The organism is Streptomyces sp. NPDC018019, from assembly GCF_044327805.1.
Lineage (GTDB): Bacteria > Actinomycetota > Actinomycetes > Streptomycetales > Streptomycetaceae > Streptomyces.
In genome coordinates, this window is record NZ_JBIRGD010000005.1 from 96,274 (window position 1) to 112,518 (window position 16,245).

Below are 16,245 nucleotides of genomic sequence, written 5' to 3' on the forward strand. Positions count from 1 at the left end.
GGGCCCCTCCGGAGTCTCTCTCCCCCAGCCTCCGGCCGGGGGGAGAGATGCCCCCCTGCGCACCCCCGCCCCACAAACAAAGCAAACGCGTATCCGCGCGCAGCGCGGGCCCGGTACCCCCCACCCAAGCGAAGCGCAGCGATTAGCTGTGCCCGAACTCTTCCCCCGGCCCGGCCTCCTCCACCGACCCCCCGGCCCGATCGGGCCGCAACGGCATCGGGTCGACGACGGTCTCGTCGATGACCGGCGGGGCCGGACGCGGAGGCTTCGGCATGACGGCCGCCTCCGAGTGGCCCCCACATCCGTACCCGAGGGACACGACGTGCCCGTCCGCGGGACCGAACTCGTTGGCGCAGATGCCGAACGCCTGGCGCAGGGAGCCGGCCAGCGGGACCAGGAAGCCGCAGGAGACGCAGTTGGCGGGGGCCGCCTGGGCCATGGCGGTCTTGGGGCCGTAGGTCTCTTCCCAGCGGTCGGCCGCGGCGTGCAGGCCGTAGCGGGAGAGGACCCGGGGGCGCCCCATGCCCAGCTCGTCGGCGACCGAGGCGATGCTGCCGCGGGCGGTCGTCTCGGGCTGGGCCGCGGGCGAGCCGGGCTCGACGTCCGCGTCCTCGGCGTCCGCCAGCTCGGCGACGCCCGGCGCGACCTGGGCGGGGCCGGCCGCCGGGCCCCCCACGGCCGCTTCCTCCGCGGCAGCGGAGTTCGGCGGCGGCGCGTCCTCGCCGGTGAAGCCCGGCTCCAGCCGGAGGTCCTCCGCCTCGGTGGGCAGCAGGTCCCCGGGACCCATGTCGCCGGGGCGCAGCCGCTCGCTCCACGGCACCCACTCGGGCGCGAGCAGCGCGTCGGGGCCGGGCAGCAGGACGGACTCGTCGAGGGTGACGTGCTTGGCGCGGGAGGCGCGGGCGACGGTCACGGCCCAGCGCCAGCCCCGGTAGCCGGGCTCCCGGCATTCGAACAGGTGCGTGACGACGCGGTCCCCGTCGGCGACGGCGTCGACGTGCTCGCCGACCGTTCCCGGCGCCGCGGCCTCCTCGGCCGCCGCGCGGGCAAGGTCGACCGCCTCGGCGCACAGGCGGTCAGGGGTACGGCTTCGCATCGCAGCACTCACAAGAATCGATTCTCTCTTCCACGCCGTCTCACGAGTGCGCCAGCCGGAGCTGTCCTGTCCTGTCCGGACGACCGGCGTGCCGGTGCGGGCGGAGCGGACCTGGGGACCGCGTCGACGTCCGCGCCCGGGCATCTCGGCCGAGCGCACCTCCTACGAACCATTCTGCGGGATCGCGGCAAGGCGCGCGGCCAAGGACGACCGCCGGTGGCGCGCTACACACGCTACCCCTTCAACGGTGGACGATCCCTCGGCGGGAGCGGCAAATGTCACCGGCAGCGGCCACCGGCCGTGCGCCCCGGCGCGACAGGCCGCGGAAACAGCCATGGCCCGGGCGAGTTGGGGGCACTATTGCTGCGTGGCTGCCGGACGGGCGTCGAGAAGGACGAGGCTGCCGCGGATGCCGCGGGCGCCGCGGGCCCCCAGGCGGGGCACCGCGGGGTCCGGCCGGGCCCCGCGGATCGCCAAGGCTTCGCGGATTTCCGCCGGCCCGCGCGTCCAGAAGGGGGCGCGGGTCTCCACGGCGTCCACGAGACCCGGCGTGGCCGGCGCCCGGGCGGGCCGCGCGTGCCGCGCCGTGGGCCGGACGCTGCGCCGCCCGTTCGCGGCGGCCGGGCGCGGCATACGGCGCGCGACGCATGCGCACGGCGCGGGCGAGTCGGGCCTGGGCAAGCTGATCGAACTGCACGCGGTGAACTCGGCCGGCGACATGATGATCACGGTGGCGCTGGCCTCGACGGTCTTCTTCTCGGTGCCGACGGACCAGGCGCGCGGCCGGGTGGCGCTCTACCTGGCCGTGACGATGGCGCCGTTCGCGCTGCTCGCGCCGGTGGTCGGGCCGCTGCTGGACCGGGTGCCGCACGGCCGCCGGGCCGCGATGGCGGGGGCCATGCTGGCCCGGGCGCTGCTCGCGCTGACCATGGCGGGCGCGGTCGCGGGCGGCGGGCTGGAGCTGTATCCGGCGGCACTGGGCGTATTGGTGTCCTCGAAGGCGTACGGGGTGGTGCGGAGCGCCGTCGTACCGCGCCTGCTGCCGCCCCGTATCTCCCTGGTGAAGGCCAATTCGCGGGTGACGCTGGCCGGGCTGCTGGCGACCGGGGCCGCGGCGCCGGTGGGCGGCGCGCTGCATCTGATCGGGCCGGACTGGCCGCTGTACGGCGCGTTCGCGGTCTTCGTGGCGGGCACCTTCCTGTCGTTCTCGCTGCCGCACAAGGTGGACTCGGCGAAGGGCGAGGGGCGGGCGCGGCTGGCGTCCGCGGAGGACGGCGAGCGGCCGGGCGGGGCGGCCGGGGAGCGGCCGGGGAAGGCCCTGGCGGGCGGGCGGCGGCCCGGGCTGCGGACGGTCGGCCCGTCCGTGCTGCACGGCCTCCAGGCCAATTGCTCGCTGCGCTCGCTGTCCGGTCTGCTGACGTTCTTCCTGGCCTTCCTGCTGCGCGAGCATCCGCTCGGCGGGCTGGGGCCGCAGGTCTCGCTGGGGCTGGTGGCGGTGGCGGCGGGCGCGGGCAACGCGCTGGGCACGGCGGTCGGGGCGTGGCTGCGGGCCCGGGCCCCGGAGCTGATCATCGCGGTGGTGCTGGGGCTGGCGCTGGCCGTCGCGGTCACGGCGGCGGTCTTCTACGCGGTGCTGGCGATCGTGGTGGTGACGGCCGCGGCGGCGACGGCAGGCCTGTGCCAGGCGCTGGGGAAGCTGTCGCTGGACGCGGTGATCCAGCGCGATGTGCCGGAACCGGTCCGTACCTCGGCGTTCGCCCGTTCCGAGACCGCGCTCCAGCTGTCCTGGGTGGTCGGCGGCGCCGTCGGCATCGTGCTGCCGCTGAGCGGGACGGTGGGGCTGGCGGTGGCCGCGGCGCCGGTGACGGCGGGCGCGCTGCTGGCCGTACGGGGTCTGCTGGGCGCGGCGCGGCACGGCGCGCCCCACCCTCGTGTGGCGTGAGCGGAACCGACCGATAGCCTGCCCGCATGACCGCGTTCTCTTCTTGGGGCACAGGCCGCCGCGCCGCTGCCGCCCTCGGTGCCGTGTCCCTGGGGCTCATCACCCTCTCCGCCTGTGAGAAGCCGACTCCGCTCGCCACGGTGACCGCCGGCAAGGACACCGTGACCGCCGAGGCCGCCTGCTACGACGACGGCAAGGTGATCGGCGATCTGGCCTCCACCGACAAGAAGGCGCAGGCCGAGTTCACCAAGTGCCTGACCACCGAGCCCAAGAAGACGATCACCGTGCACCCGGGTGAGAAGCTGCGCCTGGGCGTCGAGCCGGACGTGGCCGAGGACGGCTGGATCGCGCTGTCCAACAGCAGCCCGATCACCAACATGAGCAAGCAGACGTACCAGGTCGTGCCCAACGCCGACCAGCTCTTCGTCAACCAGCAGACGCGCAGCCTGGCCGACACCACCGTGGTGTCCGTCGTGGCGTCCAAGGGCGGCAAGTACACCGGCGTGTGGAACGTCAAGCTCCAGCGCGCCGAGTCCTGAGTCCGCTGTCGTCCGCGCGAGGCCGGTGGTGATGAGGTGACCGTGACGCGTGTCCTGGTCGTCACCGCCGTCGCGGCCGAGCGCGACGCGGTGGTCGCGGGCGTGGCCGGCGGCGACGGTGCCGAGGTCGTCGCGCTGCCGGCGGGCGGCCATGTGCTGCACCGGGTACGGGCGGGCGAGCGCTCCGAGGTGGTCCTCGACGGGCTGGCCGCCGGTGTCGGCCCGGCCGCCGCTGCCGCCGGGGCGGCCACCGCGCTGACCGCCGCGATCTGTGGCGGATCCGGCTACGACCTCGTCATCTCCGCCGGGATCGGGGGCGGCTTCGGGCCCGATCCGGCCGTGGGACGGCCCGGGGCCGCGGTCGGCGCCACGGTCGTCGCGGACGAGATCGTCGCCGCCGACCTGGGCGCCGAGACCCCGGACGGCTTCGTTCCGGTGACCGACCTCGGTTTCGGCACCGTCGTCCACACCCCGCCGCCGGACCTGGTGCGGGCGCTCGCCACGGCGACCGGTGCCGCGTGCGGCGCGGTGCTCACCGCCTCGACCGTGACCGGCAGCGCCGAGCACGCCGCGCGGCTCGCCGCCCGCCACCCGCGCGCCCTGGTCGAGGCGATGGAGGGCTTCGGCGTCGCCGAGGCCGCCGCCGCACAGGGCCTGCCGGTGCTCGAAATCCGTACGGTCTCCAACCCCGTCGGCCCGCGCGATCGCGCCGCGTGGCGCATCGGGGACGCGCTCGGCGCGCTCTCCGCCGCCTGCGCCGCGCTCCCCCGCGTCCTGACGGCGGCCGGGGCCCCGACCTCCTGGAGGACGCCATGAGCGACCCGCTCAAGATCGCCTACTCGCCGTGCCCGAACGACACCTTCGTCTTCCACGCGTGGGCGCACGGCAAGGTCCCGGGCGCGCCCGCGCTGGACGTCACCTTCGCCGACATCGACGTCACCAACGGCATGGCGGAACGCGGCGAGTTCGACGTCCTGAAGGTGTCGTACGCGGTGCTGCCGTGGGTGCTGGAGGAGTACGCGCTGCTGCCCTGCGGCGGCGCGCTGGGGCGCGGCTGCGGTCCGCTGGTGCTCACCAGGGAGCCGGGCGAGGCCAAGGACCTGGCGGGCAAGACGGTGGCGGTGCCCAGCGAGCGGTCCACCGCGTACCTGCTGTTCCGGCTGTGGGCGGCCGACGAGGTGCCCGGCGGCGTCGGCGAGGTCCGGGTGCTGCCGTTCGACGAGATCATGCCGGCGGTACGGGACGGCCGGGTGGACGCCGGGCTGGTCATCCACGAGGCCCGCTTCACGTACCAGAACTACGGGCTGAGCCGCCTGGCCGACATGGGCGAGCACTGGGAGCGCACCACCGGGCTGCCGATCCCGCTGGGCGCGATCATCGCCAAGCGCTCGCTGGGCGCGGAGCGGCTGCGCGAGCTGGCCGCGGCGGCCCGCGAGTCGGTCCGGATGGCCTGGGACGACACCGAGGCGTCGCGCGCTTACGTACTGGAGCACGCGCAGGAGATGGACCCGGCCGTCGCCGACCAGCACATCGGTCTGTACGTGAACGAGTTCACCGCCGACCTCGGCGAGGACGGCTACGCGGCGGTACGCGGCCTGCTCACGCGCGCCGCGGCCGAGGGGCTCGTACCGCCCCTCGGCCGCGATGCGCTGAACTTCGTCTAGCCGGGTCCGGGCGCGGCCCGGACCCGGCGTCCGTCAGACGTCGAGCTGGTCGGCGACCGCGCGCAGCATGCCCGCGATCTTCGCGCCGTGCTGCTTGTCGGGGTAGCGCCCGCGCTCCAGCTGCTGGGTGACGCTCTCCAGGAGCGTGGTGAGGTCCTGCACGATCGACGCCAGCTCGTCCGGCTTGCGGCGCTGGGCCGCCGCCACCGACGGCGCGGGGTCGAGGATCGTCACCGAAAGCGCCTGGTCGCCGCGCTGGCCGGCCACCACGCCGAATTCGACGCGCTGGCCCGGCTTGAGTGCGTCCACGCCGTCGGGCAGCACCGACGAGTGCACGAAGACGTCACCGCCGTCGTCGCGGGAGAGAAAGCCGAAGCCCTTCTCGCTGTTGAACCACTTGACCTTGCCGGTAGGCACGTCTGTCCTCGTCCTCGTACTCGTCGGAAAACCACTGGGGTCTGGTTACTGCGTCTTCTGCGTTGCCTGCGGGAAAACAGCTCTGGATAGCAGTGCAGCGGGCCACCTGACCCGCCACCCCCCAAGGCTAATGGTCCGGTGCCCGGTGACAAGACGTCGCCGGGTGGTTCCCCCGCGCTTCTGGCCCGGACTTACCCTGGTCCCGTGTCTGACGAAACTCCCCAGGCCGGGGATCTGCTGGTGCGGATCGGCGCGATTGTTTTCCTGATTGGCGCGGTGGCCACACTCGCCACCGTCGCCCCGCTGTTCATCGGCGCCGATCCGCTGCCGTCCGTCTTCTACTGGGTCTGCATGCTGATGGGCGCCGGCTTCGTCGTCGCCGCGGCCGGAGTGATCCGTTCCGTCGCGGCGCAACGGCGGCAGGCGCGGTCGTCCGCCGGCTAGCCGCGCCGGAGGTAACGGACTCAGGCGTTCCGCCGGTCCCGGCCGGCCAGGTACTCCTCCAGCCAGGCCGGGAAGCCGGTCAGGTCGTCGAGGAGGACGTGGGCGCCGGCCGCGCGCAGCTCGTCCGCGGCGCACGGTCCGGTGGCCACGGCGACGGACAGGGCGTCGGCGGTGTGCGCACCGCGTACGTCACCGGTGTGGTCGCCGACGTAGACGGCCGCGCCGTGCGCGCGCAGCGCCTCGGCCTTGGCCTCCGCCCACAGCGAGCCGATGACGGCGTCCGCCGCGATGTCCAGGTGCTCCAGGTGCAGCTTGGCGTTGGGCTCGTACTTCGCGGTGACGACGATGGCCCGCCCGCCGTGGCGCTGTACGGCGGCCACCGCCTCGCGGGCGCCCGGCATCGCGAGCGTCCCGGTGATGGCGTGTTCCGGGTACAGCGACCGGTACAGGTCGCTGACCTCCGCGACCCGCTCCGCGGGGAACCACCGGCGGATCTCCTGCTCCAGCGGCGGCCCGAGCCGGGTGATCGCCGCGTCCGCGTCGATGTACGTGCCGGTCGCGGCGGACAGCGCCTCGTAGGCCGCCTTGATGCCGGGGCGGGAGTCGATCAGCGTCATGTCCAGGTCGAAACCGACGGTGAGCGTCTTCGAGGCGGTGGCGACCGTGGGATCGGGTACCGGGGTGTGCGCAGCCATGGTGGCCATTGTGGCCGATGACCGCGGTGGGACGGGCCGTACACTTAGCCTCGCCTAACCTCACCCCGTGCCGCGCGCCCCCGCGCCGCGGCGCCACCGCGAAATGGAACCGATGCCAGTCGTCCGGGCCAGCAGCCCCAGAGCCTCCCTGGTGAGACGCCGCGTCGGCTGGACGGCCGGGGCCGCGCTCGTCCTGCTGCTCGCGGTGCTCCTCTCCCTCGCGGTCGGCAGCCGCCAGTTCGCGCCGTCCGAGGTGCTCGACGCGCTGCTGCACGGCGGGGACGGCGACGCCGCCCAGGTGGTGCGCTTCCTGCGGCTGCCGCGCACGCTGATCGGCCTGATGGTCGGCGCCGCGCTCGCCCTGGCGGGCACCGCCATGCAGGGCATCACCCGCAACCCCATCGCCGACCCGGGCGTCCTCGGCATCAGCCAGGGCGCCTCGGTGGGCGTGGTCCTCGCGCTGTCCTTCCTCGGGGTGCACACCCTCAGCGGCTACGTGTGGTTCGCCTTCGCGGGCGCCGGGATCGCCGCGGTGGCCGTGTACGCGATCGCGTCCAGCGGGCGCGGCGGCGCGACGCCGGTGAAGCTGGCGCTGTCCGGCGCGGCGATCAACGCGCTGCTCGTCGCGGTCACCATGGCGGTGCTGACGACGAAGGCCGCGGCGCTGGACGAGTTCCGGTTCTGGCAGGTCGGCTCGCTGACCGGCCGGGACAGCGAGGTGGCCGCGCAGATCTGGCCGTTCCTGCTGGCGGGCGCGGTGCTGGTGCTGTCCGTCGCGCGCGGCCTGGACGCGCTGGCGCTGGGCGAGGACGTGGCCAGGGGGCTCGGGCAGAACGTCGCGGTCGTACGGGTCGTGGCCGGGCTCGGCGCGGCGGTGCTGACCGGCGCGGGCGTCGCGGCGGCCGGGCCGATCGCCTTCGTCGGGCTCGCCGTGCCGCACCTCGCCCGCGCGGCCGTGGGCGGCGACCACCGCTGGCTGCTGCCGATGGCGGCGCTCCTCGGCCCGGTCGTGGTGCTGGTCTCGGACACCGTCGGGCGCGTGCTGTTCCCGCCGTCCGAGGTGCCGGCGGGTGTGATGACGGCGCTGATCGGCGTGCCGTTCCTGGTGACCCTGGTGCGGCGGAAGGCGGTGCCGGCATGACGGCCCCGGCGATCGGAGGCGATACGGCGGTACGGCGGGGGCGAACGCGGCCCGCAGGGTACGCCCTCGTGCGCGCCGGGCGCGGCTCCTTCCTCGTGCACCGGCGGGCGACGGCCGTCGCCGCCGTGCTCGCCGTGCTGCTCGCCGCCGTCTGCCTGGCGTACCTGTGCGTCGGCGAGTCCTTCGTGGCGCCCGGCGAGGCGCTGAAGGCCGTCTTCGGGCAGCCCTCCGCGGCGGAGCTGGTCGTCGGCACGCTGCGGCTGCCGCGGATGGCGGTCGGGCTGCTGGTCGGCGCGGCCTTCGGGATCGCGGGCGCGCTGATCCAGACCGTCGCGCGCAACCCGCTCGCCAGCCCGGACGTCATCGGCGTCACCCAGGGCGCGAGCGCGCTGACGGTGGGCGCGATGACGTTCGGCGTGACCTCGTACACCGTCCTGCCGTACCTGTCGGTGGCCGGCGGGGTGCTCGCCGCCGGCCTCGGCTACGTCTTCGCCTGGCGCGGCGGCCTGCACGCCACCCGCTTCGTGCTGATCGGCATCGGCTTCGCCGTCGCGCTGCGCTCGGTCACCCACCTGTTCCTCACCAAGGGCGACTACCTCGTCGCGCAGCAGGCGCAGGTGTGGATGACCGGTTCGCTCAACGGGCGCGGCTGGGCCGAGGCCGCGCCGCTGGGCTGGGCGCTGCTGGTGCTGCTGCCCGCCGTCCTGTGGGCGGCCCGGGCCCAGCGCACCGTCTCGCTGGACGACGCCACCGCGACCGCGCTCGGCGTACGGCTGAACCGCACCCGGCTCGGCCTGGTCGCGCTCGGCGTGGTGCTGGCGTCGATGGCGACCGGCGCGGCCGGCCCGGTCGACTTCGTGGCGCTGCTCGCCCCGCAGACCGCCCGGCGGCTGACCCGTACCGCGCAGATCCCGCTGCTGTGCTCGGCGCTGCTGGGGGCGGTCGTGGTCGTGCTCGGCGACCTGCTGGCCCGCAAGCTGTTCGCGCCGACCGAGCTGCCGGTGGGCGTGCTGACCGCGGCCGTCGGCGCCCCGTACCTGATCCACCTGATCATCCGCAGCCGTGCCGTGGGAGGACGAGCGTGACCGAGGGCACCGAGGACGCCGCGCGGGCCGGGAGCGCCGCGCAGACCGGGGACGCCGGGGGCGCCGGGGGCACCGGGGCGGCGCCGGCGGCCGGCAGCCGGCTCACGGCCCGGGACCTGACGCTGGCCTACGAGGACCGCACGGTCGTCGACGGGCTCGACATCGACCTTCCGCACGGCGCGGTCACGGTCGTCGTCGGCCCCAACGCCTGCGGCAAGTCCACGCTGCTGCGGGCGCTCGGCCGGCTGCTCAAGCCGCGCCGCGGCGCCGTCCTGCTGGACGGTACGGACCTGGCCCGCATCCCCACCAAGAAGATCGCCCGGTCGGTGGGGCTGCTGCCGCAGACCCCGGTGGCACCCGAGGCGATCACCGTCGCCGACCTGGTCTCGCGCGGCCGCCAGCCGCACCAGCACTGGTGGCAGCAGTGGTCCGAGGCGGACGAGCGGGCCGTCACCGAGGCCATGGCCCGTACAGACGTGGCGCAGCTGGCGGACCGGCCGGTGGACGAGCTGTCCGGCGGCCAGCGGCAGCGGGTGTGGATCGCGATGGCGCTCGCCCAGGAGACCGACCTGCTGCTCCTGGACGAGCCGACGACCTACCTGGACATCTCGCACCAGGTCGAGGTGCTGGACCTGATACGGCAGCTCAACCACGACCGGGGGCGCACCGTCGTCGCCGTCCTGCACGACCTCAACCAGGCCGCGCGCTACGCCGACCACCTGGTGGCGATGAAGCAGGGCCGGATCGTCGCCCAGGGGCGCCCGTCGGAGGTCGTCACGGCCGAACTGGTGCGGGAGGTGTTCGGGCTGGAGTCGGTGGTCGTACCCGATCCGGTGACGGGTTCACCCCTGGTGGTCCCGGGGCGGCCTTGGCAGGCTCCGGAGGAGGCGGTGGCCGCGGCCCCGCCCGGGTCCGCGTAAGTTCCGTCCGCTCCCCAGCCGAAAGGGCTCCCATGCCGTTCCCCGCAGTCCCCGGCCCGGTCCCGCGGCGCGGGCGCCGTCGCGCCGTGCTCGCCGTGACCACCGCGCTGACCGCTTCCCTGACCCTGGCCGCCTGCGGATCGGGCGGCTCCGGCGGCTCGTCCGGAACGGGTGGTTCCGGCGCTGCGGCCAAGCCCGCCGACTGCCCGGCGCAGCCCGCCACCACCTGGGCGAAGCCCGTGTCCGGCGCGGGCACGCACCGGGTGCGTACGGCGCAGGGCGAGGTGGAGGTGCCCAACACGCCGCGGCGGGTGGTGGTGCTGGACACCGCGGAGCTGGATTCGGCGATCACCCTCGGGGTCGAGCCGGTCGGCGCCACCCGCTCCGACGTGGCCGGCGGCTTCCTGGACTACCTGCCCAAGGACAAGGTCGCGGGCATCAAGGACGTCGGCAAGATCGGCGCGCCGAACCTGGAGGCGGTCGCCGCGCTCAAGCCGGACCTGATCCTGACCAGCAAGGTGCGCGACGGCAAGCGCTACGAGCAGCTCAAGGCCATCGCGCCCACGGTCATGACGGAGACCACCGGCTACCCGTGGAAGCAGAACTTCGCCACCCACGCCGACGCGCTCGGCAAGATCCCGGAGGCGCGGCAGGCGGTCACCGCCTACGAGGCCCACGCCAAGCGGGTCACCGCGGCGCTCGGCGGGGCCACGGCGGCGCGGCGGACCACGACGAACGTCGTCCGCTTCGTCGAGGGCGCCGACACCCGCATCTACGGCTGCCGCAGCTACATCGGCACGATCCTCGACGACATCGGCACCGGCCCGACCAGCGTGGTGCAGAACGCCCGCGACGGGATGATGATCGAGGTCAGCACGGAGCAGATGACCAAGGCGGACGCGGACGCGGTCTTCTACTCGGCGTACGGCAGCCCCGAGAAGTCCAAGGAGACGCAGGTGACCGGCGGGGCGCTGTGGAAGAACATGAAGGCGGTCAAGAACGGCCGGGCCTTCCGCGTCGACGACCAGCTGTGGATCCAGGGCATCGGCTACACGGCGGCGGACAAGATCCTGGACCAGTTGCAGGAGAAGCTGGCGCAGAAGTAGGCGGCGGCCGGGCGGGCCGGTTCTCGTACGGCCCGCCCGACGCCCCGGCGCCCCCGGCGCCCCCGGCGCTCACCGCGGCTGCCGCCGCATCCGCCACACCAGGAACAGGGCCGAGGCGACGGCCGCGACACGCACCACCACCGGCAGCACCCCGGTCAGCTCCTGCCCCAGCTGTCCCTCGGCGATCGGATCGCCCCACTGCCGGTCGACCCGGCCCCACAGCCACACCACCAGGCCGCCGACGAGCACTCCCGGCACGCCCAGCGCCGCGAACTTCGCCTCCCGGCGGGGCAGCCGCCGGGAGCTGTAGGCGATCACCCACCCACCGGCCAGCGCGAGCCAGGACCCGATGACCGCGCCCGCCACCAGCAGCAGGACGGCCAGCAGCAGGACCGGGCTGAGCGGGGGCCGGGCGACCGGCTCGTACTCCACCGCTTCGGGCTCCTCGGCGTACGGCTCCGGGGCGCCGGACCTCCGCCGCCACGCGAGCACCCGCGACAGCACGCCGCGCGGCGCCCCGGCCGCCTCCTCGCCGTGCTCGCCGCCCGCCTCCTCGTCCTCCTCGGCCTCGTCCTCCGCCGCGTCGTCGTCCGCGTCCCGCCCGCCCTTCTCCAGGGACGGCGGGCCCTCCTTGCGCTCGCCCGGCGGGCGCTCCCGGATCTCGGGGATCTCGATGCCGCCGATGAAGCCGGGCACCGTCTCACCGGGCCCGTACGGCCCGTACGGGTCCTCCTCCACGCGCCACCAGTCCGGTTCGGCGCTGCCGTCACCGAGTTCGTCGAACCCCGCGAGGTGCGGCGGAGAGGCGGCCGGCGGCGGTTCCGGCTCCCGGGCGCGGACGGAGCGGCGCCTGCCGTCCCGCGGGGCGGGGACCTTTCCGGCGAGGCCGCGCAGCCCTTCACCGAGACCGGAGAGGCCGGAGAGGCCGGGCAGTCCGGAGAGACCGCCGGTTCTGCCGGGGCCGCCGGAGAGACCGCCGGAGTGGGCGGGGCCGCCGTTCCGGTCGCCGGGAGTGGCGGGACGGTCCGGTTCACCGGGGTCGCCCGTACGGCTCGCCTTGCCGGGGCCGCCCGTACCGCTCGCCTTGCCGGGGCCGCCCGTACGGCTGTCGCCCGTACCGCCGCCGCCCGGACCGCTCGCACCGCCCGGACGGCCCGGGCCCAGGAGGCGGGCCGCCCCGCCCAGCCTGTCGCGCAGGCCCGGCCGGGGTTCCGCCGCGCCCGACGGCCCCGGCGGCCCCGGCGCGGGCGGCGGTCCGCTGCCGCCCGCCGCCGCCACCACCGCCTCGGGCGTACCGAGCCGGGACAGCACGCGTCTGACCCCCGGCACCGTGTCCGCCTTCGCCGCGTCCACCTGCGCCCGCAGCTCGGCCACCAGGCGCATCCGCGCCCCGGAGGACAGCCCGCGCTGCTGGGCCAGATCACCGACCCGGCTCAGATAGTCAAAGACCAGCTGGTCGCTCTCGATCCCCACGAAATCCCCTGTGGCACAGCCCGGTTCCTCCGCAGACGGTACCGCCGATCGGCCCGCCCGCGGAGGCGGCACCGCCGGACCTCCGGAGGCCGTACCCGGCCCCGGGCGCGGCGCCGCGCCCGACATCGCCGGCCGCCCCCGCTACCGTGTAGCGGATGAGTGAAACTCCCCGCACGCTCGCCGAAGAGCTCCGCACCCGCCCGGACAGCGGGCTCGCCGACCTGCTGCGGGCCCGTCCCGACCTCCTCAACCCGGTCCCCGGCGACCTGACCCAGCTCGCCACCCGGGCAGGTACCCGCGCCTCGGTCGTGCGGGCGGTGGAGCGCCTGGACCGTTTCGCGCTCCAGGCCGCCGAGGCGCTGGCGGTGGCCCCGGACCCCTGCCCGTACGGGACGCTGCTGGGACTGATGGCGGGGGACGCCGGTGACGCGGGGACGGCCGGTGCGGACGGGGCGGACGCGGGGCCGGATCTGCTCCCCGGCACCGTCGCGGCCATCACCGACGAGCTGCCCCGCGCCGTACGGACCCTGCGCGAACAGGCGCTGGTCTGGGGCGGGGACGACCGGCTGCGCCTGGTCCGTACGGCCCGCGAACTGCTCGCGCCCGGCCCCGTGCACCCCTCCCCCACCGGCCTCGGCCCCACCGTCGCCGAGGCCACGGCCGGTATGTCGCCGGGCCGCCTCCAGGAGATCCTGACCGCGGCCGGGCTGCCCACGACGCACGACCCGGTGACCGCCGTCGCCGCCCTGACCGGGCTGTTCGAGGACCGTACGCGCATGGCCGCACTGCTGGCCGCCGCGCCCGCCGAGGCGCACGCCGTCCTGGACCGGCTGGTCTGGGGCCCGCCGTACGGCGCCGTCACCGACCGGCCCGCCGCGCACCTGCGATGGCTGCTCGACCGGGGGCTGCTGCTGCCCGCCGGACCGCGCAACGTCGTCCTCCCCCGCGAGGCCGCGCTGCACCTGCGCGCGGGGCGCGCCCACCGCGTCCCCGAGCCACTGCCGCCCGCCCTCGCGCCCACCACCGCACGCGATCCACAGCTTGTGGACAGCGCCGCCGCGGGCCAGGCCTTCACCGCCCTGGCCACCATCGAGGAACTGCTCAAGGAATGGGACCTCGGCGGGCCGGGGGTGCTGCGGGCCGGCGGCCTGAGCGTCCGGGACCTCAAGCGGACCGCCGTCGCCCTGGACTGCACCGAACAGCTCGCCGCCTTCTGGCTCGAACTCGCCTACGCCGCCGGGCTGCTGGCGTCCGACGGGGAGGCCGACGAGCGGTACGCGCCCACGCCCGCCGCCGAGGACTGGCGCCAACTGCCCGCCGAGGAGCGCTGGGCGCGGCTGGCCACGGCCTGGCTCGCGGCGACCCGTACGGCCGGGCTGGTCGGCACCGCCGATCCCAAGGGCCGCACCCTGTCCGCGCTCGGCCCGAACCTCGACCGGTCCCCGGCGCCCGAAGTGCGCCGCCGGACGCTCACGCTGCTCGCGTCCCTGGCACCCGGCACCTCCGTACCGGCCGACGCCGTACTGGACCGGCTGCGGTGGGAGCGACCGCTGCGCGGAGCCGGAGCCGCTGCGGAACCGGGCGGCTCCCCGGGCAACGGCCCACAGACCAGTGGCCGCCGCCCGGCCGCCGCCTCGGACGCCAATGCCGCCCGCAACGCGAGCGCGGCGGCCACCGCCGGCTCGGCCACCGACGACCTGCGCTCCCGCCTCGCCCGGTGGACGCTCGCCGAAGCAGAACTCCTCGGCATCACCGGCCGCGGCGCCCTCGCGACCCACGCCCGAGCCCTCCTGGACACCGATACCGACGCGGACGCGGGGACCGGTACCGGTGCGGGCACCGGCGCCGAGTCAGCCCCCGCCGCGCGCGCCGCCGCACTCCTGGCCCCGCTCCTCCCCGAACCCCTCGACCACATCCTCCTCCAGGCCGACCTGACCGCCGTGGCTCCCGGCCCGCTGGAGCGCCCGCTCGCCGACGCGCTCGGCGTGCTCGCCGACATCGAGTCCAAGGGCGGCGCCACGGTCTACCGCTTCACCCCGGCCTCCGTACGCCGCGCCCTGGACGCCGGCCGGTCCGCGGCCGAGTTGCAGTCCTTCCTCGCCACCCACTCCCGCACCCCGGTGCCGCAGCCGCTCGCCTACCTCATCGACGACGTGGCGCGGCGGCACGGCCGGCTCCGCGTCGGGGCGGCCTCCGCGTACGTACGCTGCGACGACGACGCGCTGCTCGCGGAGATCCTCGCCGACCGCCGCGCCGCCGGCCTGCGCCTGCGCCGGCTCGCGCCGACCGTGCTGGCCTCGGCCGCCCCGCCCGACCAGCTCCTGGAGGGCCTGCGCGCGATGGGCTACGCGCCGGCCGCCGAATCCGCCGAGGGCGACGTCCTGATCGCCCGCCCGGACGCCTACCGCACCCCGCCGCGCAGCGCGCCCACCCCGGTCCCCGACGGCCCGCCCGCGCCCGACGGCACCCTCCTCGAAGCGGCGGTACGCGCCATCCGCGCCGGCGACCTCGCGGCCACCGCCGAACGCAAGCCGACGAGCGCCCCCGCCGCGGCCCCCGGCGCCCTTCCCCGCACCACGTCCGCCGAGACCCTGGCCACCATGCAGGCCGCCGTCCTGACCAACGCCGCCCTGTGGATCGGCTACGTCAACGCCGACGGCGCCGCCAGCCAGCGCGTGATCGCCCCGGTCCGCGTCGAGGGCGGCTTCGTCACCGCCTACGACCACACCGCCGACGAGGTCCGCACCTTCCCCCTCCACCGCATCACCGGCGTAGCGGAACTCGCGGACGAGACGGCGTCCTGACCGGGTTCCGCCCCACACCCCTATGGGTAAGCCCCCGCCGGGGGGACGAAAGCGTTCGATCGGCCTGTAAGACGGCCCGGGGACCGGTTGACGCCCCACGCCCACCCGCCCAGCTCAGCCGGGCGTCCGTTCGCGGGCGCCGTACCGGAGGCCGTCCACGAGCAGCGCGACCATCCGTCGCGTGTGGCCGTCGGCGTCCTCCTCGGAAGGCAGGGTCAGGTTGCGGGTGGCGGTCAGCAGGTCCTCGGGGTCGATGTCGGGGCGGATCTCGCCGGCCCGTACCGCGGTGTCGATGAGCCCGCCGAGGACCGGCATGAAGCGCTCCTCGAAGTAGGCGGGCAAGGTGTCGTAGGCCGGGTCCCCCGAGTGCAGGGCGGCACTGAGCCCGCGCTTCGTGGCGATGAAGGCCGTGAAGCGCTGCAACCACTGGGAGAGCGCCTCGGCCGGTCCGTACTGCTCCGCCAGGGATTCCGCGGCGTCGGCGCAGGCGTCGACCTCGTGCCGGAAGACGGCGGCGATGAGATCGGAGCGCTGCGGGAAGTGGCGGTAGAGCGTGCCGGCCCCGACGCCCGCCCGGGCGGTGATCCGGCGTACCGGGGCGTCCACCCCCGAGGTGGCGAAGATCTCGGCAGCCGCCGTGAGCAGGGCGTCGAGGTTGCGTCGTACGTCGGCGCGCACACGCTTACCGCCCTGCTCCCCGGCCGCGTCCGCGTCGGCCGCCCGGGTCGGGTCGTCGCTCACGAGGTCTCCTCCTGCTGAAACGCGCGCCGTTGCGCGGCGTCTGCCTCCGGCCCTCCGGCCGGAACGTCGGCCGGCTCTCCGCCCCACAGCGCGGCACCCGGCACCCGGCACCCGGCACCCGGCACCCGGCCATCGTACGAGGCGGTCCTGGGCGTCCCGTGCCCCCGGCCGCACCGGC

Annotated in this window: 15 protein-coding genes; 10 read left to right on the forward strand and 5 right to left on the reverse strand. The window is 75.6% G+C overall.

The window, feature by feature from the left end:
* Positions 1-142: 142 nt before the first annotated feature.
* Positions 143-1,096, reverse strand: a complete 954-nt coding sequence (locus ACH4FX_RS10480) for a DUF3027 domain-containing protein (RefSeq protein WP_398477203.1) — start codon at positions 1,094-1,096, stop codon at positions 143-145.
* A gap of 409 nt (positions 1,097-1,505) precedes the next feature.
* Between ACH4FX_RS10480 and ACH4FX_RS10485 the strand changes: the two genes are divergently transcribed.
* From ACH4FX_RS10485 to ACH4FX_RS10500, 4 genes are read left to right on the forward strand one after another with little or no spacing between them, the layout of a single operon-like run.
* Positions 1,506-3,038: an MFS transporter gene (locus tag ACH4FX_RS10485; RefSeq protein ID WP_398477205.1), complete on the forward strand. Its 1,533-nt coding sequence runs from the start codon at positions 1,506-1,508 to the stop codon at positions 3,036-3,038.
* Positions 3,039-3,064: 26 nt separating this feature from the next.
* Positions 3,065-3,577, forward strand: a complete 513-nt coding sequence (locus ACH4FX_RS10490; protein ID WP_398477207.1) for a hypothetical protein — start codon at positions 3,065-3,067, stop codon at positions 3,575-3,577.
* Between the two features lie 36 nt (positions 3,578-3,613).
* The gene (locus tag ACH4FX_RS10495) at positions 3,614-4,393 is read left to right on the forward strand and encodes a futalosine hydrolase (RefSeq protein WP_398477209.1); all 780 of its coding nucleotides are present in this window, start codon (positions 3,614-3,616) and stop codon (positions 4,391-4,393) included.
* The gene (locus ACH4FX_RS10500) at positions 4,390-5,241 is read left to right on the forward strand and encodes a 1,4-dihydroxy-6-naphthoate synthase (RefSeq protein ID WP_398477211.1); all 852 of its coding nucleotides are present in this window, start codon (positions 4,390-4,392) and stop codon (positions 5,239-5,241) included. The genes ACH4FX_RS10495 and ACH4FX_RS10500 overlap by 4 nt, the downstream gene beginning before the upstream one ends.
* A 33-nt stretch (positions 5,242-5,274) precedes the next feature.
* Here ACH4FX_RS10500 and ACH4FX_RS10505 read toward each other — a convergent pair whose 3' ends face one another.
* The gene (locus ACH4FX_RS10505) at positions 5,275-5,658 is read right to left on the reverse strand and encodes a cold-shock protein (RefSeq protein WP_398477213.1); all 384 of its coding nucleotides are present in this window, start codon (positions 5,656-5,658) and stop codon (positions 5,275-5,277) included.
* A 204-nt stretch (positions 5,659-5,862) separates the two neighbouring features.
* Between ACH4FX_RS10505 and ACH4FX_RS10510 the strand changes: the two genes are divergently transcribed.
* On the forward strand, positions 5,863-6,102 hold the full coding sequence (locus tag ACH4FX_RS10510; protein ID WP_398477215.1) for a hypothetical protein: 240 nt from the start codon (positions 5,863-5,865) through the stop codon (positions 6,100-6,102).
* Positions 6,103-6,122: 20 nt separating this feature from the next.
* On the opposite strand, the gene ACH4FX_RS10515 is transcribed toward ACH4FX_RS10510, so the two are convergent.
* Positions 6,123-6,806: an HAD family hydrolase gene (locus tag ACH4FX_RS10515; protein WP_398477216.1), complete on the reverse strand. Its 684-nt coding sequence runs from the start codon at positions 6,804-6,806 to the stop codon at positions 6,123-6,125.
* 103 nt (positions 6,807-6,909) lie between these two features.
* On the opposite strand from ACH4FX_RS10515, the gene ACH4FX_RS10520 reads away from it, so the two are divergent.
* The 4 genes from ACH4FX_RS10520 (at position 6,910) to ACH4FX_RS10535 (ending at position 11,049) form a co-directional block, all read left to right on the forward strand.
* On the forward strand, positions 6,910-7,938 hold the full coding sequence (locus ACH4FX_RS10520; protein WP_398477218.1) for a FecCD family ABC transporter permease: 1,029 nt from the start codon (positions 6,910-6,912) through the stop codon (positions 7,936-7,938).
* A complete protein-coding gene (locus ACH4FX_RS10525) occupies positions 7,935-9,023 on the forward strand; it encodes a FecCD family ABC transporter permease (protein ID WP_398477220.1) in 1,089 nt (362 codons plus the stop codon). Before ACH4FX_RS10520 ends, ACH4FX_RS10525 begins: the two co-directional genes overlap by 4 nt.
* 116 nt (positions 9,024-9,139) lie before the next feature.
* A complete protein-coding gene (locus ACH4FX_RS10530) occupies positions 9,140-9,943 on the forward strand; it encodes an ABC transporter ATP-binding protein (protein WP_398477698.1) in 804 nt (267 codons plus the stop codon).
* Positions 9,944-9,975: 32 nt separating this feature from the next.
* The gene (locus ACH4FX_RS10535) at positions 9,976-11,049 is read left to right on the forward strand and encodes an ABC transporter substrate-binding protein (protein ID WP_398477222.1); all 1,074 of its coding nucleotides are present in this window, start codon (positions 9,976-9,978) and stop codon (positions 11,047-11,049) included.
* A gap of 69 nt (positions 11,050-11,118) precedes the next feature.
* Here the strand turns inward: ACH4FX_RS10535 and ACH4FX_RS10540 are convergent, their stop codons facing one another.
* The gene (locus ACH4FX_RS10540; protein WP_398477224.1) at positions 11,119-12,522 is read right to left on the reverse strand and encodes a hypothetical protein; all 1,404 of its coding nucleotides are present in this window, start codon (positions 12,520-12,522) and stop codon (positions 11,119-11,121) included.
* A 155-nt stretch (positions 12,523-12,677) separates the two neighbouring features.
* Between ACH4FX_RS10540 and ACH4FX_RS10545 the strand changes: the two genes are divergently transcribed.
* Positions 12,678-15,326, forward strand: coding sequence for a helicase-associated domain-containing protein (locus tag ACH4FX_RS10545; RefSeq protein WP_398477226.1), 2,649 nt, complete (start codon positions 12,678-12,680; stop codon positions 15,324-15,326).
* A gap of 114 nt (positions 15,327-15,440) precedes the next feature.
* Here ACH4FX_RS10545 and ACH4FX_RS10550 read toward each other — a convergent pair whose 3' ends face one another.
* Positions 15,441-16,067, reverse strand: a complete 627-nt coding sequence (locus ACH4FX_RS10550; RefSeq protein ID WP_398477228.1) for a TetR/AcrR family transcriptional regulator — start codon at positions 16,065-16,067, stop codon at positions 15,441-15,443.
* Between the last annotated feature and the right edge of the window lie 178 nt (positions 16,068-16,245).